Origin of the sequence: Rhodovulum visakhapatnamense (assembly GCF_004365965.1) — a bacterium.
GTDB lineage: Bacteria > Pseudomonadota > Alphaproteobacteria > Rhodobacterales > Rhodobacteraceae > Rhodovulum > Rhodovulum visakhapatnamense.
In genome coordinates, this window is the sequence record NZ_SOEB01000002.1 from 206,652 (window position 1) to 229,871 (window position 23,220).

Annotated in this window: 23 protein-coding genes; 14 read left to right on the forward strand and 9 right to left on the reverse strand. The window is 68.0% G+C overall.

What is annotated here, in order from left to right; genetic code table 11:
* Positions 1 to 38: 38 nt before the first annotated feature.
* Positions 39 to 1,214, reverse strand: a complete 1,176-nt coding sequence (locus EV657_RS02805) for a MalY/PatB family protein (RefSeq protein ID WP_113670121.1) — start codon at positions 1,212 to 1,214, stop codon at positions 39 to 41.
* 135 nt (positions 1,215 to 1,349) lie between these two features.
* Between EV657_RS02805 and def (EV657_RS02810) the strand changes: the two genes are divergently transcribed.
* The 4 genes from def (EV657_RS02810) to fmt are packed head-to-tail and all read left to right on the forward strand — an operon-like array spanning position 1,350 to position 3,761.
* Positions 1,350 to 1,871 (forward strand): peptide deformylase, encoded by a 522-nt coding sequence (gene def / locus EV657_RS02810; protein ID WP_075784315.1) that lies wholly within the window; start codon positions 1,350 to 1,352, stop codon positions 1,869 to 1,871.
* On the forward strand, positions 1,868 to 2,362 hold the full coding sequence (gene def, locus EV657_RS02815) for a peptide deformylase (RefSeq protein ID WP_134077068.1): 495 nt from the start codon (positions 1,868 to 1,870) through the stop codon (positions 2,360 to 2,362). Before def (EV657_RS02810) ends, def (EV657_RS02815) begins: the two co-directional genes overlap by 4 nt.
* Positions 2,359 to 2,862 carry a peptide deformylase gene (def, locus tag EV657_RS02820; protein WP_113670120.1) on the forward strand — a complete coding sequence of 168 codons (504 nt, stop codon included), beginning with the start codon at positions 2,359 to 2,361 and terminating at the stop codon, positions 2,860 to 2,862. Before def (EV657_RS02815) ends, def (EV657_RS02820) begins: the two co-directional genes overlap by 4 nt.
* Positions 2,862 to 3,761, forward strand: coding sequence for a methionyl-tRNA formyltransferase (gene fmt, locus EV657_RS02825; protein WP_113670119.1), 900 nt, complete (start codon positions 2,862 to 2,864; stop codon positions 3,759 to 3,761). The genes def (EV657_RS02820) and fmt overlap by 1 nt, the downstream gene beginning before the upstream one ends.
* Positions 3,762 to 3,884: 123 nt before the next feature.
* Here fmt and catB read toward each other — a convergent pair whose 3' ends face one another.
* Positions 3,885 to 4,517, reverse strand: coding sequence for a type B chloramphenicol O-acetyltransferase (gene catB, locus EV657_RS02830; protein WP_134077069.1), 633 nt, complete (start codon positions 4,515 to 4,517; stop codon positions 3,885 to 3,887).
* A gap of 318 nt (positions 4,518 to 4,835) precedes the next feature.
* On the opposite strand from catB, the gene EV657_RS02835 reads away from it, so the two are divergent.
* On the forward strand, positions 4,836 to 5,075 hold the full coding sequence (locus tag EV657_RS02835; protein WP_075784310.1) for a GlsB/YeaQ/YmgE family stress response membrane protein: 240 nt from the start codon (positions 4,836 to 4,838) through the stop codon (positions 5,073 to 5,075).
* Positions 5,076 to 5,078: 3 nt separating this feature from the next.
* On the opposite strand, the gene EV657_RS02840 is transcribed toward EV657_RS02835, so the two are convergent.
* Positions 5,079 to 6,125 (reverse strand): NAD(P)/FAD-dependent oxidoreductase, encoded by a 1,047-nt coding sequence (locus EV657_RS02840; RefSeq protein WP_134077070.1) that lies wholly within the window; start codon positions 6,123 to 6,125, stop codon positions 5,079 to 5,081.
* Positions 6,126 to 6,175: 50 nt separating this feature from the next.
* Between EV657_RS02840 and mnmC2 the strand changes: the two genes are divergently transcribed.
* The 3 genes from mnmC2 (at position 6,176) to EV657_RS02855 (ending at position 9,793) form a co-directional block, all read left to right on the forward strand.
* Positions 6,176 to 6,850 (forward strand): tRNA (5-methylaminomethyl-2-thiouridine)(34)-methyltransferase MnmC2, encoded by a 675-nt coding sequence (gene mnmC2, locus EV657_RS02845; protein ID WP_166673630.1) that lies wholly within the window; start codon positions 6,176 to 6,178, stop codon positions 6,848 to 6,850.
* A 10-nt stretch (positions 6,851 to 6,860) separates the two neighbouring features.
* Complete coding sequence (locus EV657_RS02850; protein WP_134077071.1) at positions 6,861 to 7,733, forward strand: DMT family transporter; 873 nt, start codon at positions 6,861 to 6,863, stop codon at positions 7,731 to 7,733.
* 260 nt (positions 7,734 to 7,993) lie between these two features.
* On the forward strand, positions 7,994 to 9,793 hold the full coding sequence (locus EV657_RS02855) for a flavin-containing monooxygenase (protein WP_134077072.1): 1,800 nt from the start codon (positions 7,994 to 7,996) through the stop codon (positions 9,791 to 9,793).
* Positions 9,794 to 9,830: 37 nt separating this feature from the next.
* Here EV657_RS02855 and EV657_RS02860 read toward each other — a convergent pair whose 3' ends face one another.
* Positions 9,831 to 11,756 carry a lytic transglycosylase domain-containing protein gene (locus tag EV657_RS02860; RefSeq protein WP_134077073.1) on the reverse strand — a complete coding sequence of 642 codons (1,926 nt, stop codon included), beginning with the start codon at positions 11,754 to 11,756 and terminating at the stop codon, positions 9,831 to 9,833.
* 178 nt (positions 11,757 to 11,934) lie between these two features.
* Between EV657_RS02860 and dapA the strand changes: the two genes are divergently transcribed.
* Positions 11,935 to 12,810, forward strand: coding sequence for a 4-hydroxy-tetrahydrodipicolinate synthase (gene dapA / locus EV657_RS02865; RefSeq protein ID WP_075784306.1), 876 nt, complete (start codon positions 11,935 to 11,937; stop codon positions 12,808 to 12,810).
* A gap of 29 nt (positions 12,811 to 12,839) precedes the next feature.
* On the forward strand, positions 12,840 to 13,295 hold the full coding sequence (locus tag EV657_RS02870) for an SAM-dependent methyltransferase (protein ID WP_243628009.1): 456 nt from the start codon (positions 12,840 to 12,842) through the stop codon (positions 13,293 to 13,295).
* 3 nt (positions 13,296 to 13,298) lie between these two features.
* Here EV657_RS02870 and EV657_RS02875 read toward each other — a convergent pair whose 3' ends face one another.
* The gene (locus EV657_RS02875) at positions 13,299 to 13,778 is read right to left on the reverse strand and encodes a DUF4399 domain-containing protein (RefSeq protein ID WP_134077074.1); all 480 of its coding nucleotides are present in this window, start codon (positions 13,776 to 13,778) and stop codon (positions 13,299 to 13,301) included.
* A 575-nt stretch (positions 13,779 to 14,353) separates the two neighbouring features.
* Between EV657_RS02875 and smpB the strand changes: the two genes are divergently transcribed.
* The 3 genes from smpB (at position 14,354) to EV657_RS02890 (ending at position 16,950) form a co-directional block, all read left to right on the forward strand.
* Entirely contained in the window at positions 14,354 to 14,830 is a 477-nt protein-coding gene (gene smpB, locus EV657_RS02880; protein ID WP_075787445.1) for an SsrA-binding protein SmpB, read from the forward strand.
* Between the two features lie 69 nt (positions 14,831 to 14,899).
* A complete protein-coding gene (sseA, locus tag EV657_RS02885) occupies positions 14,900 to 15,772 on the forward strand; it encodes a 3-mercaptopyruvate sulfurtransferase (RefSeq protein WP_134077075.1) in 873 nt (290 codons plus the stop codon).
* The gene (locus EV657_RS02890; protein WP_134077076.1) at positions 15,766 to 16,950 is read left to right on the forward strand and encodes an amino acid aminotransferase; all 1,185 of its coding nucleotides are present in this window, start codon (positions 15,766 to 15,768) and stop codon (positions 16,948 to 16,950) included. The genes sseA and EV657_RS02890 overlap by 7 nt, the downstream gene beginning before the upstream one ends.
* A gap of 83 nt (positions 16,951 to 17,033) precedes the next feature.
* Here the strand turns inward: EV657_RS02890 and EV657_RS02895 are convergent, their stop codons facing one another.
* Both EV657_RS02895 and EV657_RS02900 read right to left on the reverse strand, forming a co-directional pair.
* Positions 17,034 to 18,383, reverse strand: coding sequence for an ammonium transporter (locus EV657_RS02895; protein WP_075784303.1), 1,350 nt, complete (start codon positions 18,381 to 18,383; stop codon positions 17,034 to 17,036).
* Positions 18,384 to 18,416: 33 nt separating this feature from the next.
* Positions 18,417 to 18,755: a P-II family nitrogen regulator gene (locus EV657_RS02900; RefSeq protein ID WP_075784302.1), complete on the reverse strand. Its 339-nt coding sequence runs from the start codon at positions 18,753 to 18,755 to the stop codon at positions 18,417 to 18,419.
* A 261-nt stretch (positions 18,756 to 19,016) separates the two neighbouring features.
* On the opposite strand from EV657_RS02900, the gene EV657_RS02905 reads away from it, so the two are divergent.
* A complete protein-coding gene (locus EV657_RS02905; protein WP_075787444.1) occupies positions 19,017 to 21,251 on the forward strand; it encodes a transglycosylase domain-containing protein in 2,235 nt (744 codons plus the stop codon).
* A 574-nt stretch (positions 21,252 to 21,825) separates the two neighbouring features.
* Here EV657_RS02905 and EV657_RS02910 read toward each other — a convergent pair.
* Together EV657_RS02910 and EV657_RS02915 are read right to left on the reverse strand one after the other, a co-directional pair.
* A complete protein-coding gene (locus tag EV657_RS02910) occupies positions 21,826 to 22,455 on the reverse strand; it encodes an MlaC/ttg2D family ABC transporter substrate-binding protein (protein ID WP_113670110.1) in 630 nt (209 codons plus the stop codon).
* Positions 22,445 to 23,212, reverse strand: a complete 768-nt coding sequence (locus tag EV657_RS02915) for an MlaA family lipoprotein (RefSeq protein ID WP_166673626.1) — start codon at positions 23,210 to 23,212, stop codon at positions 22,445 to 22,447. The genes EV657_RS02910 and EV657_RS02915 overlap by 11 nt, the downstream gene beginning before the upstream one ends.
* Positions 23,213 to 23,220: the final 8 nt, after the last annotated feature.

Genomic DNA, 23,220 nt, shown 5'->3' on the forward strand with positions numbered 1-23,220 from the left:
CGCGCATGGCCCCTGCGTCACCGCACGGGGCTGCGGGGCTATTGCAGGTCGGCGAAGGCCTTCTGCAACCGCTCGACCGCCTCGGCGACACGCGCCCTGGGGGTGGCGATGTTGAAGCGCAGGAACGCCTCGCCGCCGGTGCCGAAGGTGGCCCCGTGGTTCACCGCGATCTTCGCGTCCGCCTCGACCCGGCGGGTGAATTCCTCGGACGACATGCCGGTGCCCGAGGCATCGACCCAGGACAGGTATGTCGCCTCGAGCGGCATGGACGACAGCCCCGGGATCGCGTTGATGCCCTCGTCGAACAGCGCGCGGTTGCCGTCGAGATAGGTCATCAGCGCGTCGATCCAGCCCGCGCCCTCGGGCGAATAGGCGGCGGTCGCCATGACCATGCCGAAGGAGTTCGCCGACAGGCCCAGCGCCGCCATCCGGGCCGCGAAGCGCGCGCGCAGCGCCGGGTCGGGCACGATGACGTTGCCGGTATGGGTGCCCGCGATGTTGAAGCTCTTGGTCGTGGCGGTCAGCATGACCAGCCGGTCGCGCACGCTGTCGTCGACCAGATCCATGACCGTGTGACGCGGCGCGCCCGGATAGACCAGGTCGTGATGGATCTCGTCCGAGACCAGCACCAGATCGTGGCGTTTCGCGAAATCCGCGACGCCCTGCAATTCGTCGCGGGTCCAGACCCGGCCGCCGGGATTGTGCGGCGAACACAGGATCACCATGGTCTCGGCCCCGGTCATCTGCGCGTCATAGGCCGCGAAATCCATCTCGTAGCGGCCGCCGCGGTTGACCAGCGGGCATTCGACAACGGTACGGCCCGCCGCCCGGATCACCCGGGCGAAGGCGTGATAGACCGGCGTGAACAGCACCACCCCGTCGCCCGGCGCGGTGAAGGCGTCGACGCAGACCGCGGTGCCGTTCACAAGCCCGTGCGTGGTGAAGATCGCGGCCGGATCGACCTTCCAGCCATGGCGGGTCTGCATCCACCAGCCGATCGCCTCCTTGTAGGCGCGGTCGTCGCCGAAATAGCCGAAGATCCCGTGATCGAGCATGCCGCGCAGCGCCTCGGCCACGCAGGCCGGCGGACGGAAGTCCATGTCGGCGACCCACATCGCCAGCCCGTCCGCCGCCGGAACGCCGTAGATCGGCTCCATCATGTCCCATTTCGAGGAATGGGTGCCGCGGCGGTCGATGATCTCGTCGAAATTCATGGGGCGCTCCTGTCTTGCGCGCGTCAAGCTAGCGACTTGGTGCCCCAGCGCAAGGTCTCTGCCGGGAACGGGCCGGTGCGCGGACCCGACACGCCGCATTGCGCGGCGGCGCGGCTTCGCCTAAATCCGACGATCATGAGCATTCGACCGATCCTGATCCATCCCGACCCGCGCCTCAAGACGGTGGCCGACCCGGTGTCGGACATCACCGCCGAGCTGCAGAAGCTTGCCGAGGACATGCTGGAAACCATGTACGACGCGCCGGGCATCGGGCTGGCCGCGCCGCAGATCGGCGTGCTGTCGCGGCTGATCGTCATGGACTGCGCCAAGGACGAGGGCGTCCGGCCCAAGCCCTTCGCGATGTTCAACCCCGAGGTCGTGTGGGCCTCGGACGACAGGAACATCCACGAAGAGGGCTGCCTGTCGATCCCCGAGACCTATGCCGAGGTCACCCGCCCGGCCGAGGTGATCGTGCGCTGGACCGACCCGTCGGGCGACCCGAAGGAAGACAAGTTCACCGGGCTCTGGGCGACCTGCGTCCAGCACGAGATCGACCATCTCGAGGGCAAGCTTTTCATCGACTACCTCAAGCCGCTGAAGCGCCAGCTCATCACCCGCAAGATGGTCAAGCTGAAACGTGAACGGGGCCGGGCGTGAGCGTCCTGCCGATCCTGCACTGGCCGGACCCGCGTCTTGCGACGCCGTGCCAGCCGGTCGGGCAGGTGACGCCGGAAATCGCGCGTCTGGCGCAGGAAATGCTCGAAACCATGTACGCGGCGCCCGGGCGCGGGCTGGCCGCGCCGCAGGTCGGTGTGCTGAAGCGGCTGTTCGTGATGGACGTGAACGGCGCCGCCGGGCCGCGCAGCCCGCGGATCTTCGTCGACCCGGTGATCGAAGAGCGCGCCGCCGACACCATGACCGGCCCCGAGGGCTGCCTGTCGCTGCCCGGGATCGTGGCCGAGGTCGAGCGGGCGATCGAGATCACGCTCCGCTGGACCGATCTCGACGGCACCCGCCGGCGCGAGGTGCTGTCGGGCATCTCGGCGGTCTGCGCCCAGCACGAGATCGACCATCTCGACGGCATCGTCACCCTGAACCGCGTCGATGCCGGCCAGCGCAGCGAACTGGAAGCGGCCTACCGCGCATGATCCGCCCGATCCTGCATTGGCCCGACCCGCGCCTGGCCACCCCGGCCGCGCCGGTCGAGGCCGTCACCGACGAGATCCGCGCGATCTGGGCCGACATGATCGACACCATGGAGGCGATGCCCGGCCATGGCGTCGGGCTGGCCGCGAACCAGATCGGCGTGCTGCTGCGCCTCGCGGTCCTCGACTGCAACGAGATGCGCGGCGCGGCCATGCGGCTTGCCAATCCTGAAATCGTCGCCGCCTCGGACGATCTGTCGGCCTATGACGAGGCCAGCCCCTGCCTGCCCGGGGTCGATGCCACCGTCACCCGCCCCGCCCGGGTCACGGTCCGCTTTCTGAATGAGCAGGGCGAACCCGAGACGCGCGAATTTTCCGGTCTCTGGGCGACATCGGTCCAGCATCAGATCGACCATCTTGCAGGACGGATGTATTTCGACACCCTCTCAAGGCTGAAACGCGACCGCCTTCTGAAGAAGGCCCGGAAACTGGGGAAACGCTGATGCGGGTGACGTTCATGGGAACGCCGGACTTCTCGGTGCCGGTGCTCGACGCGCTGGTCGCGGCGGGCCACGAGATCGCCTGCGTCTACACCCAGCCGCCCCGCCCCGCAGGCCGCGGCAAGAAGGACCGCCCGACGCCCGTCCATGCCCGGGCCGAGGAACTTGGCCTGATGGTCCGCCATCCGAAGACGCTCCGGACCGAGGAACAGGACGTGGCCTTCGCCTCGCTCGACCCCGATGTGGCGGTGGTCGTGGCCTACGGGCTGATCCTGCCGCGTCAGATCCTCGAGGCGCCCTGCCGGGGCTGCCTGAACATCCACGCCTCGCTCTTGCCACGCTGGCGCGGCGCCGCGCCGATCCATCGCGCGATCATGGCGGGCGACACCGAAACCGGCGTCTGCATCATGCGGATGGAGGAAGGGCTCGATACCGGACCGGTGCTGTTGCGCGAGGCGACGCCCATCGGACCCGAGGACACCACCGGCGAGTTGCACGACCGGCTGTCGGCGATGGGCGCGCGGCTGATCGTCGAGGCGCTCGAGAAGCTGCGCGATCTGCCGCCCCAAGATCAGCCCGGGGACGGCGTGACCTATGCCGCCAAGATCGACAAGGCCGAGGCCCGGGTGGACTGGACCCGCCCCGCCCCTGAGGTCGCGCGCCATATCAACGGGCTGTCGCCCTTCCCCGGCGCCTGGTGCGATGTGGCAGGCGAGCGCCTGAAGCTGCTGCGCGCCCGCGCGGTGGAGGGTACCGCCGCCCCCGGCACGGTCCTGGGCGGGCTCACCGTCGCCTGCGGCGAGGGCGCGGTCGAGATCCTCGAGGCCCAGCGCCAGGGCAAGCGCCCGATGCGCGCCGCCGAGATCCTGCGCGGCTTTCCCCTGCCCGAGCGGCTGGGCTGAGACAGGCGCAGCCGCGCCCGTTGTCGCGACAACCCCGCCGGGCGCAAGGCGCGCATCGCTGCTGGCCCATGCCAAGGCCCCGCAGCGCAGGACCCAATGCACAAGACCCGTGCCATCCGCGCCTCAGGCCCGGATATGCGTCTTCCAATGCAGGTAAAGCCCTTCGACATCGCCGCTTGTCAGCATCGGCATCGCATCCCTCAACTGGTCCTCGGACCAGTCCCACCACCGCATCTCCTGCAGAAGACCGACGATCCTGGCCTCGAACCTCTTGCGGAGGGTCCGGGCCGGGTTGCCCGCCACGATTGCATAGGGTTCGACATCGCGGGTCACCACCGCACGGGTGCCGATCACGGCGCCGTCGCCGATCGTCAGCCCCGGCAGCACGATCGCCTCGGCCCCGATCCAGACATCATTGCCGATGACCGTGTCCCCGGCCTGACGATAGCCGTTCCGGGCTCCGCCGAAGGCCTCGACCTCCGACATCCAGTAGAAGGGAAAGGTGCTGATCCAGTCGCTCCGATGGCCCTGATTGCCCGCCATGATGAAGGCCGCTCCGGTTCCGATCGAACAGAAGCTGCCGACAAGAAGGCGGTCGACGCCCTCGTCAGGCAGCAGGTACCGGGCACAGTCATCGAAGCTGTGCCCATGGTAGTAGCCCGAATAATAGCTGTATTTTCCGACCTTGATGTTCGGGTTGGTCACCTGACGGTCAAGCGTGATCCCCCGGAAGGGGCTTTCAAAGACGTTTTCCATGTGCCGTTTCCTGAATGAATTGGACAGTCGCGCATACGCGCAGAGAACCCGGTCGCCGGTCGCGACGGGCCATGGCCCTGCGTCGAAGCGCAAGGCGTCATTCAGATGGTTCGGTCGGCCGACTTCACGGCATGCCCCTGGAACGCTGAAACAGACACGGCCCCAAGCATAGATGATCCGCGATAGCGCGCAAGCCGACGGGAGCGGGCGGCGGCACCGTCAGGGCCGCATCGGGAGGGGATATGCCGTTCGGACCGAAATCCTGTGCCCGACCGGTCTGCTCTGGCATAAACTCCCGTCACGCCCCATATTCACGGCATGGGCATGGTCTTTCTTCTCATCGTCGGCGCCGCGGCCGGTTTTCTGGCCACCCGGATCATGCGGGTCGAGGCCGATGTGCTGACCACCGTCGCGCTGGGCGTTCTGGGCGCGCTGATCGGCGGGGTGCTGATCCGCATCCTGCTGACCATCACCGGCGCGATGGCGGGACTGGTCGGCGCGGTGCTGGGCGCGATGGCGCTGATCTGGGCCTATCAGACCTATATCGGGCGGCGCTGAGGCTCAAAGGCTCGCCTCGACCCGGAAGCCTTCGGGAATGTCGTCCCGGCCCTCCAGCGCCAGCGCGGCCATCAGCTCGCCCACCTTCGGCGCCAGCCCGATGCCGATCTTGAACCCGCCATTGGCCACGAACTGCCCCGTCCGCCCGGGCCAGCGCCCCAGCATCGGCGCGATGGTCCTGGCGCGCGGGCGCACGCCCGCCCAGCGCTCGATCACCTCGGCCCCCGCCAGCGCCGGACAGACCGCCCGGGCCCGGGCGATCACCGCATCGAGCCGCGCATCGGTGCTGTAGGGATCGTCGAACTCGCGTTCCGAGGTCGAACCGACGGCGACCGTGCCATCGGCATGGGGCACGATCAGCACGCCATCGGCATAGACCTGCGGCACCGCGCCTGCCTCATGGCCAAGGATCGCCGCCTGTCCCTTGACGCCGCTGCCGACCTGATGGCCCAGATCGGCCGACAGTTCAGCGAGCCCCGGATAGCCCGTGGCCCAGATCACCAGCCCCTCGAGCGGCCCCTCGGCACCGCAGGACACCTCGCCGCCCAAAGCACGGATCGCCTCGGCCAGCGCCGCGCAGGCGGCGCGCGGCGCGATCCGGGCCGACAGCGTGTCATGGACCAGCCAGCCAAAGGGCGTCTCGGGCACCAGGCCCTCAGCCTCGCCCGCCCGGATCACCCGCCAGGCGGCCTGCCCCCGCCAGAGCGTTTCGGCCTCGACGGCGCGGGCCCTGGCGCGGGCCAGCGCCTTGTCGTCGGCAATCGGCTGATAGCGCCCGACCCGGCCATAGCCCGTGCACCGGCCGCTTGTCGCCTCGACCTCTGCCCAGAAGGCCCCGGCCGCGATCAGGCTTTCGAACTGGAACTGCTTCTTGGGGTTCCACTGCTCGGGCACATGCGGGCTGAGCGCGCCGACCGGCGTGCCGCTGGCCCCGGCGCCGGGATGCGACCATTCGACGACGCGCACCCTTGCGCCCCGCCGCGCGCAGGCATAGGCCGAGGACAACCCGAATACCCCTGCCCCCATCACGGTCACGTCCACCGGTGCCATCGCGTCCGCCCTTCTGCCCTGACGAGTCCGCTCGCGGTCTAGGCGATCCGCTGCCCCAAGGCCAGCGGGCAGAGATCGACTGGCGCGAGGGCGGGGTGCCGGTCTCGGTCCGCTTCGACGATCCGTATTTCTCGATTGCCGACGGCCTTGCCGAGACCCGGCATGTCTTCCTTGCGGGCAACGGCCTGCCCGGCCGGTTTGTCCCCGGCTTTCACATCGCCGAGCTGGGCTTCGGCACCGGGCTGAACCTGCTGGCGACGCTGATCGCCTGGCGTGCGGCCGGGGTGCCCGGGCCGCTACGCTTCACCAGCTTCGAGGCCTTCCCGATGGCCCCCGAGGCGATGGACCGCGCCCTGCGCGCCTTTCCCGAGGCCCGCGCCGTGGCCGACCCGCTGATCGCCGCCTGGGCCGAGGGCGCCCGGCGGATCGAGACCGACGACCTGCATGCCGAGATCGTCGAGGGCGATGCGCGCGAGACGCTGCCGCGCTGGCCGGGTCGGGCCGATGCCTGGTTTCTCGACGGCTTCTCGCCCGCGAAGAACCCCGAGCTCTGGTCGCCCGAACTGATGGCCGAGGTCGCGCGCCACACCGCGCCCAATGGCACCGCCGCGACCTATACCGCGGCCGGATTCGTCCGGCGCGGCCTGACCGAGGCCGGGTTCGAGGTGACCCGCCAGCCCGGATTCGGCCGCAAACGTCACATGACGACGGCCCGCCTGAGATGACCGCCCGCCCATGACCCAGCAGAACACCCGGCTCGGCATCCTGCTGATGATCGCCACGACCTTCGTCTTCTCGGCGCAGGACGTGCTCTCGCGGCATCTGGCCGATCTTTACAACATCCCGATGGTGGTGATGATCCGCTACTGGTTCTTCGCGGCCTTCGTGCTGGTGCTGGCGCGGCGGAACGCGGGCAGTCTGGCGGCAGCCGCCCGCACCCGGATGCCGGTGCTGCAGGCCCTGCGCGGGCTGGTGCTGGTGGCCGAGATCTGGGTGATGATCGCGGCCTTCACCCATCTCGGCCTGATCGAAAGCCATTCGGTCTTTGCCTCCTACCCGCTGATGGTGGCCGCGCTGTCGGGGCCGGTGCTGGGCGAAAAGGTCGGCTGGCGGCGCTGGACCGCGATCGGCGTCGGTTTCATCGGCGTGCTTGTCATCCTCGCGCCCGGGGTGCGGGTGTTCTCGCCGCTGGCGCTGATCCCTCTGACCGCGGCGATCCTGTTCGCCGTCTACGGGCTGCTGACCCGCTATGTCGCCCGCGAGGACAGCGCCGCGACCAGCTTTTTCTGGACCGGGACGGCCGGGGCGGTCGCGGCCACCCTGGGCGGGGTCTGGAGCTGGGAGCCGATGACCGCCATCGACTGGGGCTTCATGGCCGGGCTGTGCGTGTCGGGCGCGCTGGGGCATTTCCTGCTGATCAAGACCTACGAGGTGGCCGAGGCCAGCGCGGTGCAGCCCTTCGCCTATCTGCAGCTTGTCTTCGCCTCGGTCTTCGGGCTGACCGTCTTCCACGAGACGCTGCGCGCCAACGTCGTGGCGGGCGCGGCCATCGTGGTGGGCGCGGGGCTCTTTACCGCCTGGCGCGAACGGGTGCGCGCCAGGCCTTAAGGCGCCCGGCGCGGCTGACGTCCTCCTTGCATCTTTCAGACCATGGTCTGGCTTGGCCCGAAGGGCTCCGGCCCCTAGCCTGTCGCCCAGGTCGATGAGGGAGGAGCCATGCGCGACATCGACCCCGATGCGGGAACCGCGCCGCTTTCGCGGTCAGGGATAGCTGCCCCGCATCCCGCGGCGGCAGGGGTCGCTTTGCGGCCCCCGGCCGAACGGCTCCTCCGAAGATCCGGAGAAACCGGAAGGAAGGGAGGAAACCAATGCTCGATACCACCAATGCAGACCGCGTCTCGGCGGTTCTCGCCGCGTTCGGAGACGCGCTCGAACAGGGCGACATCGACCGCGCGGTCGGGCTGTTCACCGAGGATTGCTACTGGCGCGATATGGTCAGCTTCACCTGGAACATCCGCACCGTCGAAGGCCCGCAAGAGGTCGCCGCCATGCTGCGCGACCGGCTGGCCGCGACCGGGCCCAGAGGCTGGGAACTGGCCGAGGGCGAGATCCCGACCGAAGAGGACGGCATCACCACCGCCTGGGTCCGGTTCGAGACCGGGCTTGCCCGCGGCTACGGGCTGATCCGGCTGAAAGACGACCGGATCTGGACGCTGTTGACCACTATGGTCGAGCTGAAAGGCCATGAGGAACCGAAAGGCGTGAACCGGCCGCTGGGGGCAAAGCACGGCGCGGGCAAGGACCGCACCACCTGGAAGGAAGAGCGCGAGGCCGAAGACCAGGCGCTGGGGCGCACGGTGCAGCCCTATGTGCTGATCGTCGGCGGCGGACAGGGCGGCATCGCGCTGGGCGCGCGCCTCAGGATGCTGGGCGTGCCGACGATCATCGTCGAAAAGAACGACCGGCCCGGCGACAGCTGGCGCAAGCGCTACAAGTCGCTCTGCCTGCATGACCCGGTCTGGTACGACCACCTGCCCTATATCAAGTTCCCCGACACCTGGCCGGTGTTCAGCCCCAAGGACAAGATCGGCGACTGGCTGGAAATGTACACCAAGGTCATGGAGCTGACCTACTGGACCCGCTCGACCTGCACCTCGGCCAGCTATGACGAGACCGCGAAGGAATGGACGGTCACCGTCGATCGCGACGGCGAAGAGGTCGTGCTGCGCCCGCGCCAGCTGGTTCTGGCGACCGGCATGTCGGGCAAGCCCAACATCCCCGACTTTCCCGGGCGCGAGACGTTCCGGGGCGATCAGCACCATTCCTCGCAGCATCCCGGCCCCGATGCCTATCGCGGCAAGTCCTGCGTGGTGATCGGGTCGAACAACTCGGCCCATGACATCGCCGCGGCCCTTTGGGAACATGACGCCAAGGTGACCATGGTGCAGCGGTCCTCGACCCATATCGTGCGCTCGGACACGCTGATGGAAATCGGGCTTGGCGGGCTTTATTCCGAACAGGCGGTGCAGGCGGGCATCACCACCGAAAAGGCCGACCTGATCTTCGCCTCGATCCCCTATGCCATCCTGCACGAGTTCCAGATCCCGCTTTACGAACAGATGCACGAGCGCGACCGGGGCTTCTACGAGGCGCTGGAAAAGGCCGGGTTCTGGCTCGACTGGGGCGAGGACGGATCGGGGCTCTTCATGAAATACCTGCGCCGCGGGTCGGGCTATTACATCGACATCGGCGCGAGCCAGCTGATCATCGACGGCGAGATCGCGCTGAAACGCGGACAGGTGAGCGAGATCGTCGAGGATGGCGTCATGCTGGCGGACGGCACGCATCTGAAGGCCGATCTCATCGTCTATGCCACCGGCTACGGGTCGATGAACGGCTGGGCCGCCGACCTGATCGGGCAGGATGTGGCCGACAAGGTCGGCAAGTGCTGGGGGCTCGGGTCCGACACCACCAAGGACCCCGGCCCCTGGGAGGGCGAACAGCGCAACATGTGGAAACCCACCCGGCAGGAGGGGCTCTGGTTCCATGGCGGCAACCTGCACCAGTCGCGCCATTATTCGCAGTTCCTGGCACTGCAGCTGAAGGCGCGGATGGAGGGCCTGCCGGTCGAGCCCTGGGGCGTGCCCGAGGTCCATCACCTGGGCTGAGCGCCGGACCACTCAGGGGACCGCTGAGGGCGGGCGCTCAGTTCGCCTTCAGCTCCTTCGACAGGGTGACGGCACCTGTCCGGCCGGCCAGCCGCGCCCGGTAGATCGGCAGGGCTTCGGTCACCCGCATCACGTAATTCCGGGTCTCGGTGAAGGGGATCAGCTCGATCCAGTCGATCACGTCGACACCGGCCGCGCGTGGATCTCCCTGTTCGGACACCCAGCGATGCGCCCGGCTGGGCCCCGCATTGTAGGCTGCGGCGACCAGAACCGGATTGGGCCCGAATTCCTCGACCAGATGCGCCAGATAGGCCGCGCCCAGACGGGCGTTATAGGACGGATCGGCGGTCAGGGCCGAACTGGAATAGCGCACCGACAACTCGTCGGCCATCGCCTTGGCGGTGGTCGGCATCAGCTGCATCAGCCCCAGCGCCCCCGCGCCGCTGGCGACGGAGGGGTCGAACTCGCTTTCGCGGCGCACGATCGACAGCACCAGCTCGGTCGGCACCGGGTGCCGGGTGCGGGCGATCTCGGTCACCGGGAAATAGGCCTCGACCATGACATTGCCGGTCTCGGCCGCGGCCTTGGCGATGCGCAGCGCGACATGGTGGTCGTTCAGCTCCAGCGCCAGCCCGGCCAGCGCGCGCTGCCCGGCCGGATCCGCGCTTTCCGCCAGATGGGTCAGGAACATCTCGACCAGATTCTGTTCGCCCGCCTCGTGCAAAAGGAACGCGGCCGCAATCACCGAGCTGCGCGCGAAAGGCTGGGCGCGCCAGTCGGGGTAATAGTCATGCCCGGCGAGCGACGGGTCCATGGCGATGCCGCCGCGTTCGGCCGAGAGAAGCCCGTAAAAGCCGGTCTGGAACTGGGCGCCCATCGCATAGGCGGCGCGGGCCTCCTGGGGATGGCGCATCGCCTCCAGCGCCCGGCCCTCCCAGTAGCCCGCCCTGCCAAGGCTGATCGGGGTCCGGACCGCCGCCTCGAAAGCGCGGAAATGGGTCAAGGCGGTCTCGGGCCTGTCGAGGAAGCGCAGCGCGATGAAACCCGACAGCCATTCCAGCTCGGCATAGCTTGCGCCCGCGCTCAGATGGTGACGCGAGGCAAGCCGATAGGCAAGCTTCGGGTTGCCCTCGCGCAGCACCTGATGGGCATAGTACCGCCGCCACCCGGCCCAGAGCGCGGGGCGCCCGAGGCTTTGGGCCGACGCGCTGCGCTCGTCCAGAAGCGCGATGGCGTCCTCGCCCCGGCCCTTGCGGGTGCGCCACATGAAGCGTTCATAGGCAAGGCCCGGATCGCTGCGCAGCGAGGTCGGCACCGCCGCGATCCGGGCATCGACGCCGGGGTCCTGATTGCGCAGCGCGATCCGCGCCGCGGCAAGCTTTTGCCAGCCCTCGGGCACGAGGCTCAGCATCCGCCCGGCCGAAATGTCGTGCCCCTCCCACAGAAGCGTGTCGAGCCGGGCCACATGCTGCCCGGCCAGCGTGCGGCCGAACCGCCCCAGAAACGCCGATTGCGCGGCCTCGGACAGCGGCAGGGTCTGCCAGGCTGCCACCGCCGCCGCCCGGGCCTCGCCGGTCCGGCCCAGCGCCGCCTCGGCCTCGACCAGCCGCAGCGCGCCCTCGCCGGTCACCGGCGCCCGCCCCCCGAAGAAGGCCACGACCGCCGCCGGATCGTCCCCGGCCCCGATCGCGCCCTCGCCCGAGGTCCGCACCTTGTCGAGCCCCGGCCAGTCGGGATTGCGGGCCAGAAAGGCGCGGTAGTCGTCAAGACGACCCTCGCCCGCGCGCAGCCTGCGCCACTCGACGATGTCGAGCGCGACCTGACCGGCGGGACGGGCCAGTTGACGGGCCTCGGCCCAGCGGTCGGCGCGCACGGCGACCATGGCCCTGGCAAGGGCAGAGGGCTCGGCCGCGAGGACCGGAGCAGCCAGAGAAATCAGGAAAAGCAGGATCAGGGCGCGCATGTCGGGGCAGTGTCGGCTGGGGGCGATTGGCAAGGTCTCACGCAGCGGTCTATGCGGGCAATTCACAAACTTGGCAACGGGCGGCCGGCGCTATAGGGTCCGGCGCGCTGCGCGGGCGCACGACTCGCGCCAAGGCTATCAGAACAGGCCATCGAACACAGATGAAAAGGAGCGTGTCATGATAAAAGGGTCCCTTCCAGCCCTGGTGACGCCGTTCAAGGACGGCGCCGTGGATTTCGACACGCTCAAGCGTCTGGTCGACTGGCACCTTGCCGAAGGCAGCCATGGCTTCGTCCCGGTGGGCACCACCGGCGAAAGCCCCACGCTCAGCCATGCCGAACATGAGGCGGTGATCGAGGCGGTGGTCAAGACCGTCGACGGCCGCGTGCCGGTGGTGGCGGGCGCGGGCTCGAACAACACCGCCGAGGCGGTGCGCTTCATGCAATATGCCGAAAAGGTCGGCGCCGATGCCGCGCTGGTGGTCACGCCCTATTACAACAAGCCGACCCAGGCGGGCATGATCGCGCATTTCACGACGCTGCACGACTGCTGCGAGTTGCCGATCATCATCTATAACATCCCCGGCCGGTCGGTGGTCGACATGACCCCCGAGACCATGGGCGAACTGGCGAAGCTGCCGCGCATCATCGGCGTCAAGGACGCGACCGGCGATCTGTCGCGGGTGCCGAAGCAGCGGATCACCTGCGGCCCCGACTTCCTGCAGCTGTCGGGCGAGGACGGCACCGCGCTGGGGTTCAACGCCCATGGCGGGCGGGGCTGCATCTCGGTCACCGCGAACGTGGCGCCCCGGCTTTGCGCCGAGTTCCAGGAGGCGACGCTGGCCGGCGACTATGGCAAGGCGCTGGAGCTGCAGGACCGGCTGATGCCGCTGCATATCGCGATCTTCCTCGAACCGGGCGTGGCCGGGGCGAAATACGCGCTGTCGCGGCTGGGCAAATGCAGCGAAGAGGTCCGCTCGCCGCTGGTCGGGCTGACCCAGGGCACCAAGGACCGGATCGACGCCGCCATGCGGCATGCCGGGCTTCTGAACTGAGCGGGCCGGACGGGCTGCGTCCCGGCGAGGTGGCGGCCGGGGATCTCGGCCCCGCCGACGGTCCGGCGCTGCGCGTCATCGGCCGGGCGCGGACGCCCTGGGGCCCCGAAGACTGCCCCAAGAATATCGGCCGGGCGCGCGAACGGAGCGCGCCCGCCCATCTGGAACTGGACCCCGCCTTCGCCCCAGCGCTGAGGGGGCTTGCGGTCGGTCAGCCGGTGATTGTGCTGTACTGGATGGACCGGGCGCGCCGCGACCTGCTGGTGCAGGCGCCGCGCCATGTGGACGGCCCGCGCGGGACCTTCGCGCTGCGCTCGCCCAACCGGCCCAATACCATCAGCCAGTCGACGGTGACCATCACCGCGCTCGATCTGGACGCCGGGCGGGTAACCGTCGACGCGCTCGACTGCTTCGACGGCACCCCACTGATCGACATCAAGCCCTGGCTTGCGTCGGTCGACCTGCCGCCGGGAACGGCTGATTAGGGCCTACTCGACCATCACCTCGATCGGCTCTGACATGACCGGCGGATCGTGGGGCACGTGGTTCGCGTCGCCCAAAAGCAGCCAGAGCGTATGCGGACCGGGGGCGAGCTCGATCGTGGTTTCGGTCTGACCGCCGCCGAAATGGATGTGATGGTCGTCTGCCGGAACCGCCTGCGAGAAATCGAAGCCCTCTTGCGGCGCGTCGACGATCAGGTGGTGATGGCCGCTGGCGGGCGCGTCGGTGCCGGCCGGCACCACCTCCATGCCCTCGATGCCGAAGACGACCGACAGCGGCGAGGACACCGTGGCGCCATCTTCAGGACTGACGATGAACACCCGCGCACCGTCGGGCGAGGGCGTCCGGTGGTCATCGGCCAAAGCCGGAACCGCCAGCGCCGTCAGCGCGGCAAATGCCAGGGACGGAACCAGACAAGAGACCGCGAACGGCTTGGCTGGGGACAGAGTGGCGGGGCGAGCGTACATGGGGTCCTCCCTTCCTGTGCATGCCTGCGGGGCTGTCCGGTCGCCCGGACCGGCCCCGGTCACGAGCTAGCCCGGACCGGCACCGGATCAATCCGGCGTGCAATCGGGGAGGCTGGAGGAAACCCCTGGGGCGCACCGGTCACACCAACCGAAGTCACCATTCACGTGGTGCGCCCCAAGTAACATTGCACTTGCTACAGGCCAGATACGCGGCCCTTCACACAGGATCGGTAACCACACGTCGATCCATGTCCGCGATATGGCGCCTCGATTCGGACCGCAGTCGGGAAGAATTATGATCAAATTTGATATGTCTTCGACGGACCGACAAACCTGACCCAAGGTCACTTTGGGCAACCGTTTCCGCCAGAGCCCGCAGCCGCGGGCCGGGGCGCCGTTTCGGGCGTTGAGGCCCCGAGTCCGTTTCGGCTGCGGAAACTGTGACGCTGCCCCGATGTTGCCACAATTGCACCGCGCACTTCCGAAACGCTGCGTTTCGCGAAATGCAACAGAAGCCGCGGCCGAGGGCGGGCGCCCTTTCATGGCGGCGCGCGATGGCCTATATCGCCTCCACCATGGCCAATGCGAAGTCAGACCCGAACTACAAGGTGATCGCCGAGAACCGGCGGGCCCGCTACGATTACGCGATCGAGGACGACCTCGAATGCGGGATCATGCTGCAGGGCTCCGAGGTCAAGTCGCTGCGCGAGAACGGCGCCAACATCGCCGAAAGCTATGCCTCGGTCGAAGAGGGCGAGCTGTGGCTGATCAACGGCTATGTCCCGCCCTTCGAACAGGCCCGCACCTGGGGCCATGAGGAACGCCGCAAGCGCAAGCTTCTGGTCAGCCGCAAGGAAATGGCGCGGCTCTGGTCCGACACCCAGCGCAAGGGCTACACGCTGGTGCCGCTGGTGCTGTACTTCAACCACAAGGGGCTGGTGAAGCTGAAGATCGGCATCGCCAAGGGCAAGAAGACCCAGGACAAGCGGGAAACCGAAGCCAAGCGCGACTGGCAGCGCCAGAAGGCCCGGCTTTTGAAGGATCACGGCTGACACCCGCCTTGCCTCGGCAGGGGCGCCGTTCTAAGGGAAACGGTGTCTGCGCAGCCGGAGGGGGAGGTCATGAGCTACGACGATCCGAAAACGCTGGTCTCGACGGACTGGCTTGCGGCGCATCTGAACGATCCCGATCTGAGGATCCTCGATGCGTCCTGTCGGCCGGTCTTTGCCACCGACACCCCGCGCGATCCCCGTGCCGAGTATCAGGCGGCCCATATTCCCGGCGCGCGCTTCTTCGATATCGACGAGATTTCCGACCAGCGCTCGACCCTGCCGCATATGGCCCCGCCGCCCGAGAAGTTCATCAGCCGCCTGCGTGCCATGGGCGTGGGCGACGGCCATCAGGTGGTGGTCTATGACAGCGCGGGGCTGTTCTCGGCCGCCCGGGTCTGGTGGACCTTCCGGCTGATGGGCAAGACCGATATCGCGGTGCTGGATGGCGGCTTTCCGAAATGGCGGGCCGAAGAGCGCCCGGTCGAGGACCTGCCGCCGATGGTGCGCGACCGCCACATGACGGTGCAGCGCCAGGCCGGGCTGGTCAAGGACGTGACCCAGGTCGCGGCCGCCTCGAAGCTTGGCGATTACGAGATCGTCGATGCCCGCGGGACCGCGCGCTTCGAGGGCAAGGACCCGGAACCGCGGCCGGGCCTGCGCTCGGGCCATATTCCCGGCTCGAAGAATGTGCCCTTCGCCAGCCTGCTGAATGCCGATGCGACGATGAAAAGCCCCGAGGCGCTGAAAGCCGTGTTCGAGGCCGCCGGGGTCGACCTGCGCAAGCCGGTCATCACCTCCTGCGGCTCGGGCGTGACCGCCGCCATCCTCAGCCTCGCGCTCGAGGTGATCGGGCATCGCAACCATTCGCTCTATGACGGCTCGTGGTCGGAATGGGGCATGTACGGAGACCTTCCGGTCGAAACGGGACCTGCACGATGCTGAACCGACTTTCCCCGCAATCCCCCGACAAGATCATCGGGCTGATGCAGCAGTTCCGCGCCGATCCGCGCGCGGACAAGATCGACCTCGGCGTCGGCGTCTACCGCGACGCCGAGGGCCGGACCCCGGTGATGCGGGCGGTCAAGGCGGCGGAAGAGACCCTGTGGCGGACCCAGGACAGCAAGGGCTATGTGGGCATCGAGGGCGATCCGGCCTTTCTCGACGCGATCCGGACGCTGGTGCTGGGCGAGGCCGTGCCTGCGGGCCGCGTCGCCGCGGTGGCGACGCCCGGCGGCACCGGCGCAGTGCGGCAGGCGCTGGAGCTGGTGCGGCTGGCCGACCGCACCGCGCGGGTCTTCATTCCGGCGCCGTCCTGGCCGAACCACGCCGCCATCGTGAATTTCCTCGGGCTCGGCGAAGTCGCCTACCGCTACTACGACGCCGAGGCGCATGCGCTCGACGTCTCGGGCCTTCTGGCCGATCTCGAGACCAGCGGCCCGGGCGATGTGGTGATCCTGCATGGCTGCTGTCACAACCCCACCGGCGCCGAGCTGGCGCTGGCGGACTGGGCCGCCATTGCCGAGGTCCTGAGCCGCACCGGCGCGCTGCCGCTGGTCGATCTGGCCTATCTGGGCTTCGGCAACGGTCTTGAGGCCGATGCCGCCGGGCTGCGGCTTCTGGCCGGGGCGCTGCCCGAGATGCTGGTCTCGGTCAGCTGTTCGAAGAATTTCGGGCTGTACCGCGAACGCGTGGGGGCGGTGCTGGCGCTGACCCCGGACGCGCCCGCGCGCGAGCTGGTGCGCGGCAACCTGTCGAACCTCAACCGCCAGAACTTCGCCTTCCCGCCCGATCACGGCGCCCGCGTGGTGACCGCGATCCTGGGCGATGCCGAGCTTCGGGCCGACTGGGCGGCCGAGCTGGAGACCATGCGCACCCGGATCGAAACCCTGCGCCGGACGCTGGCCGACCGGCTGCGCGAAACCAGCGGCTCGGACCGCTTTGCCTTCCTCGCCGGGCAGAAGGGGCTGTTCTCGCTGATCGGCGCGACCCCGGACCAGGTCGCCGCGATGCGCGAGACCCATGGCGTCTATGTGGTCGGCGACGGGCGGATCAACCTCGCCGGTCTGTCGGAAACCAATATCCCGAAAGTGGCCGAGGCGATGCTGGCCGCGGGGATCTAGCCCGCCCCGCCCAGCGCGGGCATAAAAGGAAACGGCGGGGAAACTTCCCCGCCGTTCGCATTTTTGAGGACCGGGGCCCCGGTTCAGCTGTGGTAGGCCGACTCGCCATGGCTGGTGAGGTCGAGACCCTGACGTTCGCTGTCGGTATCGACCCGCAGGCCGACGATCATGTCGACGATCTTGTAGGCGATCACCGAAACCACACCGCACCACACGATGGTGACCAGCACGGCCTCGGCCTGAACGATCGTCTGACCGATGGTCGAGTAGTCCTCGCCGCCCTGACCGCCGAACATCGAGCCGCCGAAGAGGCCGGTGCCCAGCGCGCCGACGATGCCGCCGATGCCGTGCACGCCGAACACGTCCAGCGCGTCGTCATAGCCGAACTTGGCTTTCACGGTCGCCACGAAGAAGTAGCAGATCGGCGACACGATCAGGCCCAGCAGGATCGCACCGATCGGACCCAGCTGGCCGCAGGCCGGGGTGATGGCCACGAGGCCCGCAACCATGCCCGAAGCGGCGCCCAGCATCGAGGCCTTGCCGCGGGTCAGCGCCTCGACGGCCGACCAGGACAGGATCGCGGCGGCGGTGGCGACGAAGGTGTTGATGAAGGGCAGGCCGGTGAAGCCGTTGGCTTCGAGGTTGGACCCGGCGTTGAAGCCGAACCAGCCGACCCACAGCATCGAGGCCCCGACCATGGTCAGCGTCATCGAATGGGGCGCCATGTTCTCTTTGCCAAGCCCGATGCGGGGGCCGACCATGATGGCACCGACCAGCGCCGCGATCCCGGCGTTGATGTGGACCACGGTCCCGCCGGCGAAGTCCAGCGCACCAAGGTTGAACAGCAGGCCCGCGCCGTCCCAGACCATGTGGGCCACCGGGAAGTAGCAGAAGGTCGTCCAGATCGCGATGAAGAGCAGCACGGCCGAAAATTTCATCCGCTCGGCGAAGGCGCCGACGATCAGCGCGGGCGTGATGACGGCAAAGGTCATCTGGAACGCGATGAACACATATTCCGGGATCACCACGCCATCGGTGAAGGTCGCAGCGGTCGAATCGACGGTGACGCCCGACAGGAACAGCTTGCCGAAGCCGCCCCAGAACGGCGAGCTGCTGCCGCCGAAGGCGAAGGAATAGCCCCAGAACACCCAGATCACCATCATCATCGCGGTGATCAGCGTGCACTGCATCAGGACCGACAGCATGTTCTTCTGACGCACCAGGCCGCCGTAGAACAGCGCCAGGCCCGGCATGGTCATGAACAGAACCAGGATCGTCGCAGTCATCATCCAGGCGGTGTCGCCCTTGTCCATGATCGGCGCGGCTTCGGCGGCGGCCTCGACGGCCGTGGCGGCATCCTGTGCCAGCGCCGGAAGCGCCGCGGCCGTCGCGGTCAACGCCGCCAGGCCGAGAATATGTTTGATATTCGCCATTTTCGTTGTCTCTCTATCCCTGATACGTCCGCGTCACACCGCGTCTTCGTTGGTTTCGCCGGTCCGGACACGCACCGCCTGGTTCACGTCCAGCACGAAAATCTTGCCGTCGCCGATCTTGTCGGTCTTGGCGGTCTTGGCGATCGTCTCGACGACCTGATCGGCCATGGCCGAGGTCACGACGATTTCGAGTTTCACTTTCGGAACGAAGTTCACGGCATATTCCGCACCGCGGTAGATCTCGGTGTGACCGGACTGCGAGCCGAAGCCCTTGATCTCGGTCACCATCATGCCGCGCACGCCGATTGCAGTGAGGGCTTCCCTCACTTCCTCCAGCTTGAACGGCTTGATTGCAGCAATGATGAGTTTCACGTTGTGCCCCTTCCGTTGAGCAGGTGACCCCTGCGGGTTTTCACAGCGGCAAGGAAGGGCCGCGAAGCCCACCCGACACAAGCGGATCGAGGTCAGGAACCGGGCGTGAGGCGGGCGATAATGCACAATTTTTGCACAGATATGCATCTCCGCTGGAATTTCGGGCATTCTGAAAACCCGCCGCGCGACGCCTTCGACCTCCACAATCCGGCGCGCGCGCGATATGGTTCGGGCAAAAGGCAGACGAGGCAGTCGACGGAAATGGGCAGCACGGGACGCAGGCCGCCGCCCCTGGTGGCGGATCGGCGCTATCCGAAGAAAACCGCGCGCAAGGCGCAGCCGAGCGGCCGCAAGCCCCGGACCCGCAGCGGCGGGGGCAGCGGCGGCGGACGGCGGGGCGGGCGCGCACGGCGCGGAAACCCGCTTGTTCGCGCGATCTCGGGCCTGTTCCGCGGGCTGTTCCGGTCGCTTCTGGGCACGGCGGTGCGGCTGGCACTGCTGGGCGTGGTCGCGATCGGCTGCGGGGTCTTCTATTTCCAGCAGCAACTGCCCGAGATGACGGCGCTTCTGGACGGACGCAACCGCGGTTCGGTCACCCTGCTCGACCGCGACGGCAAGGTCTTCGCCTGGCGCGGCGAACAGTTCGGCGGCCAGATCACCGCCACAACCGTTGCGCCCGCCCTGAAGAACGCCGTGGTCGCGACCGAAGATCGCCGCTTCTACCGCCATTTCGGGATCAGTCCGCGCGGCATCGCGGGCGCGATTCGCATCAACCTGGCCGAGGGGCGCGGCCCGCTGTCCGGCAATGGCGGGTCCACCATCACCCAGCAGACCGCCAAGCTGCTGTGCCTCGGCGTGCCCTACGATTCGAAGACCTGGAAGACCGAGGCCGCCTACGAGGCCGACTGCCGCCGCACCACGCTTGGCCGGAAGATCAAGGAAGCCCTCTACGCGATGGCGATGGAGGTGAAATATTCCAAGGACGAGATCCTGACGATCTACCTCAACCGCGCCTATCTGGGCGCGGGCACGCGCGGCTTCGAGGCCGCCGCCCAGCGCTATTTCGGCAAGTCCGCGAACCAGGTCAACGTCTCGGAGGCGGCGATGCTGGCGGGGCTTCTGAAGGCCCCCACGACCTATGCGCCCACCAACAACCTGCAACGCTCGCGCGACCGGGCGAACCTGATCATCGGGCTGATGCAGGACCAAGATTACATCACGCCGAAACAGGCCGCCATCGCCAAGGCCAACCCGGCGAAGCTGTCCGAAGCCGCCGAGTCGCGCGCGGGCGGGTATTTCGCCGACTGGGTGATGGGCGCGGGCCCCGATTTCCTGACCCGCGACACCACCGAGGACGTGATCATCCGCACCACCTTCGATGCGCGCATCCAGAAGGCGGCCGAAGACGCGCTGAAGGAGGTGTTCGAGACCAAGGTCAAGGACGGCTCGAAGGCCGAGGCCGCGATCATCGTGATGTCGGCCGACGGCGCGGTCCGGGCCATGGTCGGCGGGCGCCAGACCGCGGTCGGCGGGTTCAACCGCGCGACCATGGCGCTCCGCCAGACCGGGTCGTCGTTCAAGCCTTTCGTCTATGCCGCGGCGCTTGATCTGGGCTACACCCCGAACGCGACCGTGGTGGACGAGCCCTATACCATCAACGTGCCGGGCTCGGGCCCCTATTCGCCCGACAATTACGACCACAAGTTCCGCGGCCGCGTGACCCTGACCGAGGCGCTGCAGCATTCGCTGAACATTCCGGCGGTCAAGGTGTCCGAGGCGGTGGGCCGCGAGAACGTGCGCCGCATCGCCCATGACTTCGGGCTTCAGGCCGATCTGGCCGCGGGCCCGGCTCTGGCGCTGGGGGCGTCGGAATCGACCCTGATCAACATGACCGGCGCCTATGCAGGCATCCTCAACGGCGGATCCAGCGTGACCCCCTATGGCCTGACCGAGCTGCGGCTAAAGGGCGATGACACGCCGCTGATGGGTCAGGAGGGCGGCATGGGCGAACGGGTGATCTCCGAACGCGCCGCCCAAAGCCTCGTCTACATGATGTGGCGCGCGGTCGAGGCGGGCACCGGCCACCGGGCCAAGCTTTCGGACCGGCAGGTCGCGGGCAAGACCGGCACCACCTCGGCGGCGCGCGATGCCTGGTTCATCGGCTTTTCGGCCGATTACGTGGCCGGGGTCTGGATGGGCTATGACGACAACACGCCGTTGAAGGGCGTGACCGGCGGCGGCCTGCCCGCCGAGATCTGGCATGAGGCCATGGTCCGCGTCCACGAGGGCGTGCCACCCCGGCCGCTGCCGATGCTGCTGCCCGAAGAGGCGCCGCCGCCCGTCGCGGGCGAGCCCGGCTATCCGGGCCAGTCGGCCGGGCCAGGGACCGGCGGATGGGGCCAGCAACAGCCCGTGCAGGACAACCGCGACGACGGCGGCAATCTGGCCGAGAACATCCTGCGCAGCGTGCTGGGGGCGTTCGGGGCCCGAAATTGACCGAAGCACTTGACCGGCGGACCTGAACCGGGCCGCGCGGCTCTGGGTGGATGCCCAAGCGGCCGCCGCGCGTCGGGCCACGACCGCGGCCGGCAGGGACGAGAGCTTCGCGGGCTCGCGTCATCAGACCGCAGTCCGGGACGATGACTTCGCGTAACCGCCCGAGGCGCTTGACGCAGTGCAAAAGACCGGCGCGGCAGAGCCGAGCCGTCGCCTTCCATCTCTTCAACAGGATGGCGCCGACGGCGACGGCCCCGCATCGCGGCCCGACGGATCTCTTGCGTATCGAAGGCGCGGATGCAGAGGCGGTCGCGGCCCTGCGGGACAAGGTCCGGATTGTCGTCGGACGGGGTCCGGTGCAGGCCAGCCTGCCCGCGAGCGATAGCCCGAACTGCACCGGCGGCCATCGGCTGGGATTCGAAGCCGCTAGACGCTGCGACTGTCGGCGGGGCATCAGGGCGCCCCGACCGAAGATCTTGGGGAAGGAAAGCCCGCAGTGGCCCGTAAAGGTGAGCGGAACCCGCTCAGCGTCAACGATTTGCGGGGACCCTGGCCCCCGACCGAGATGCCGGGATCAGCCCAGGGTTCGAAGGTCGCGGGTCAGCGCGCCGATATCGCCGCGGCGCTTGTCCAGCATGGCGCCGATCTCTGTGCGTTCACTGGCCAGCATGTTCACACCTTCGATGAAGATGTTGAAGAACTTGTTGCTGCCCGAGCGGTCCGAGACCAGGAACACCACCTCGACCGGGGACTGGCCGCGCAGCAGCGCGGTCGACTTGACCTCGTAGAAGTTCTTCACCTGGCGGGCCTGGTTCACCTTGATATCACCGCCGACAAACTCGCGGAAACGGCGGCCATACTTGCGGGCGATATAGCCCTGGAAGGCATCGGTGAAGGCGCTCAGCTGCGCCGAACTGGCCTGCCGCGCGGCAACGCCCAGAACGGACCGTGCAATCACCGACACATCGGCATAGCGCGCGAAGATCCGCTCGAATTTCGAGAACATCTGGGCTTCGGAGCCGCCCGAATTGATCGCGCTGTTGATGTCGCCGACCACGCTGTCGATCAGGCGCGAGGCCTCGTCGGTGGTCAGGGCAAGGGCGCGTCCGGGCGTCAGGCCGGACACGGCCAGGGCGGCACCCGCCATCAGACCGGTCAGCAACAGGCTGCGGCGGGTCGGGGCGAGGACGGGCTTACTGGGCATTGGGGTCTTCATAGGGATCCTCGTAGGGGTCGAAGTAATCGGTCTCTTGGTTGCGGCTCAGCTTGTGGCGCCGGCTGTCCAGATAGATCTGGCGCGACTGCGCATAGCTGTCTGCGCTTTCATATAGGACCGAATCTACGAGATCCGAATTTTCATAACGTGCATCCGCCCCCCGAAGCACCCCGGTGCCCGCCATCACATTGCGCTCTTCGGAATTGGCCAGCGGCCTCAGCGGGTTCATCGCGAAATCGACAGCACGTCCGATCATGGCACGTTCGGTCATCGGGCCGAGCACCGGGAACTCGACATAGGCGCCCTCGCGCATGCCCCAGACATAGAGCGTTTCGCCGAAATCGGTGTCGACCTTGGTCGCGCCCATCCGCGTGGCCGGATCGAAGATCCCGCCCAGCCCGACCGTGGTGTTGATCAGGAACCGCGTGCCGTTCTGAACCGCATCGCCGGGGCGGAATTGCAACAGGCTGTTGATCATCGCCCCGGGCAGCGACAGGTTCGAGGCGAAATTGCTGACACCGGTCCGGACCGGACGCGGCACCGACTTGCCATAGGCGGTCGAGACCGGACGGAACACCCCGCGGTCGAGCGACTTGTTGGCCTCGTGAATCTGCCGGTTCCGCGATTCGTAAGGGTCGCGGATCGTGCCGGGCGCCTCGGGGCGCGCGCAGGCGGACAGAAGAAGGACAGTGGAAAGAACCGCAAGACGGCCCGACCACAGGGTGGCTTTCCGCAAAGACGACACGAGCTGGA

Excerpts from the sequence above, each read along its gene's own strand:
- EV657_RS02890 (WP_134077076.1), top strand. The coding sequence starts at position 15,766 with ATGCTGAACCGACTTTCCCCGCAATCCCCCGACAAGATCATCGGGCTG.
- def (WP_113670120.1), top strand. The coding sequence starts at position 2,359 with ATGATCCGCCCGATCCTGCATTGGCCCGACCCGCGCCTGGCCACCCCG.
- smpB (WP_075787445.1), top strand. The coding sequence starts at position 14,354 with ATGGCCAATGCGAAGTCAGACCCGAACTACAAGGTGATCGCCGAGAAC.
- EV657_RS02875 (WP_134077074.1), bottom strand. The coding sequence starts at position 13,778 with ATGTACGCTCGCCCCGCCACTCTGTCCCCAGCCAAGCCGTTCGCGGTC.
- EV657_RS02850 (WP_134077071.1), top strand. The coding sequence starts at position 6,861 with ATGACCCAGCAGAACACCCGGCTCGGCATCCTGCTGATGATCGCCACG.
- catB (WP_134077069.1), bottom strand. The coding sequence starts at position 4,517 with ATGGAAAACGTCTTTGAAAGCCCCTTCCGGGGGATCACGCTTGACCGT.
- def (WP_075784315.1), top strand. The coding sequence starts at position 1,350 with ATGAGCATTCGACCGATCCTGATCCATCCCGACCCGCGCCTCAAGACG.
- EV657_RS02840 (WP_134077070.1), bottom strand. The coding sequence starts at position 6,125 with ATGGCACCGGTGGACGTGACCGTGATGGGGGCAGGGGTATTCGGGTTG.
- EV657_RS02855 (WP_134077072.1), top strand. The coding sequence starts at position 7,994 with ATGCTCGATACCACCAATGCAGACCGCGTCTCGGCGGTTCTCGCCGCG.
- EV657_RS02910 (WP_113670110.1), bottom strand. The coding sequence starts at position 22,455 with ATGCCCAGTAAGCCCGTCCTCGCCCCGACCCGCCGCAGCCTGTTGCTG.
- EV657_RS02805 (WP_113670121.1), bottom strand. The coding sequence starts at position 1,214 with ATGAATTTCGACGAGATCATCGACCGCCGCGGCACCCATTCCTCGAAA.
- dapA (WP_075784306.1), top strand. The coding sequence starts at position 11,935 with ATGATAAAAGGGTCCCTTCCAGCCCTGGTGACGCCGTTCAAGGACGGC.
- EV657_RS02905 (WP_075787444.1), top strand. The coding sequence starts at position 19,017 with ATGGGCAGCACGGGACGCAGGCCGCCGCCCCTGGTGGCGGATCGGCGC.
- EV657_RS02895 (WP_075784303.1), bottom strand. The coding sequence starts at position 18,383 with ATGGCGAATATCAAACATATTCTCGGCCTGGCGGCGTTGACCGCGACG.
- EV657_RS02835 (WP_075784310.1), top strand. The coding sequence starts at position 4,836 with ATGGGCATGGTCTTTCTTCTCATCGTCGGCGCCGCGGCCGGTTTTCTG.
- EV657_RS02860 (WP_134077073.1), bottom strand. The coding sequence starts at position 11,756 with ATGCGCGCCCTGATCCTGCTTTTCCTGATTTCTCTGGCTGCTCCGGTC.
- fmt (WP_113670119.1), top strand. The coding sequence starts at position 2,862 with ATGCGGGTGACGTTCATGGGAACGCCGGACTTCTCGGTGCCGGTGCTC.
- sseA (WP_134077075.1), top strand. The coding sequence starts at position 14,900 with ATGAGCTACGACGATCCGAAAACGCTGGTCTCGACGGACTGGCTTGCG.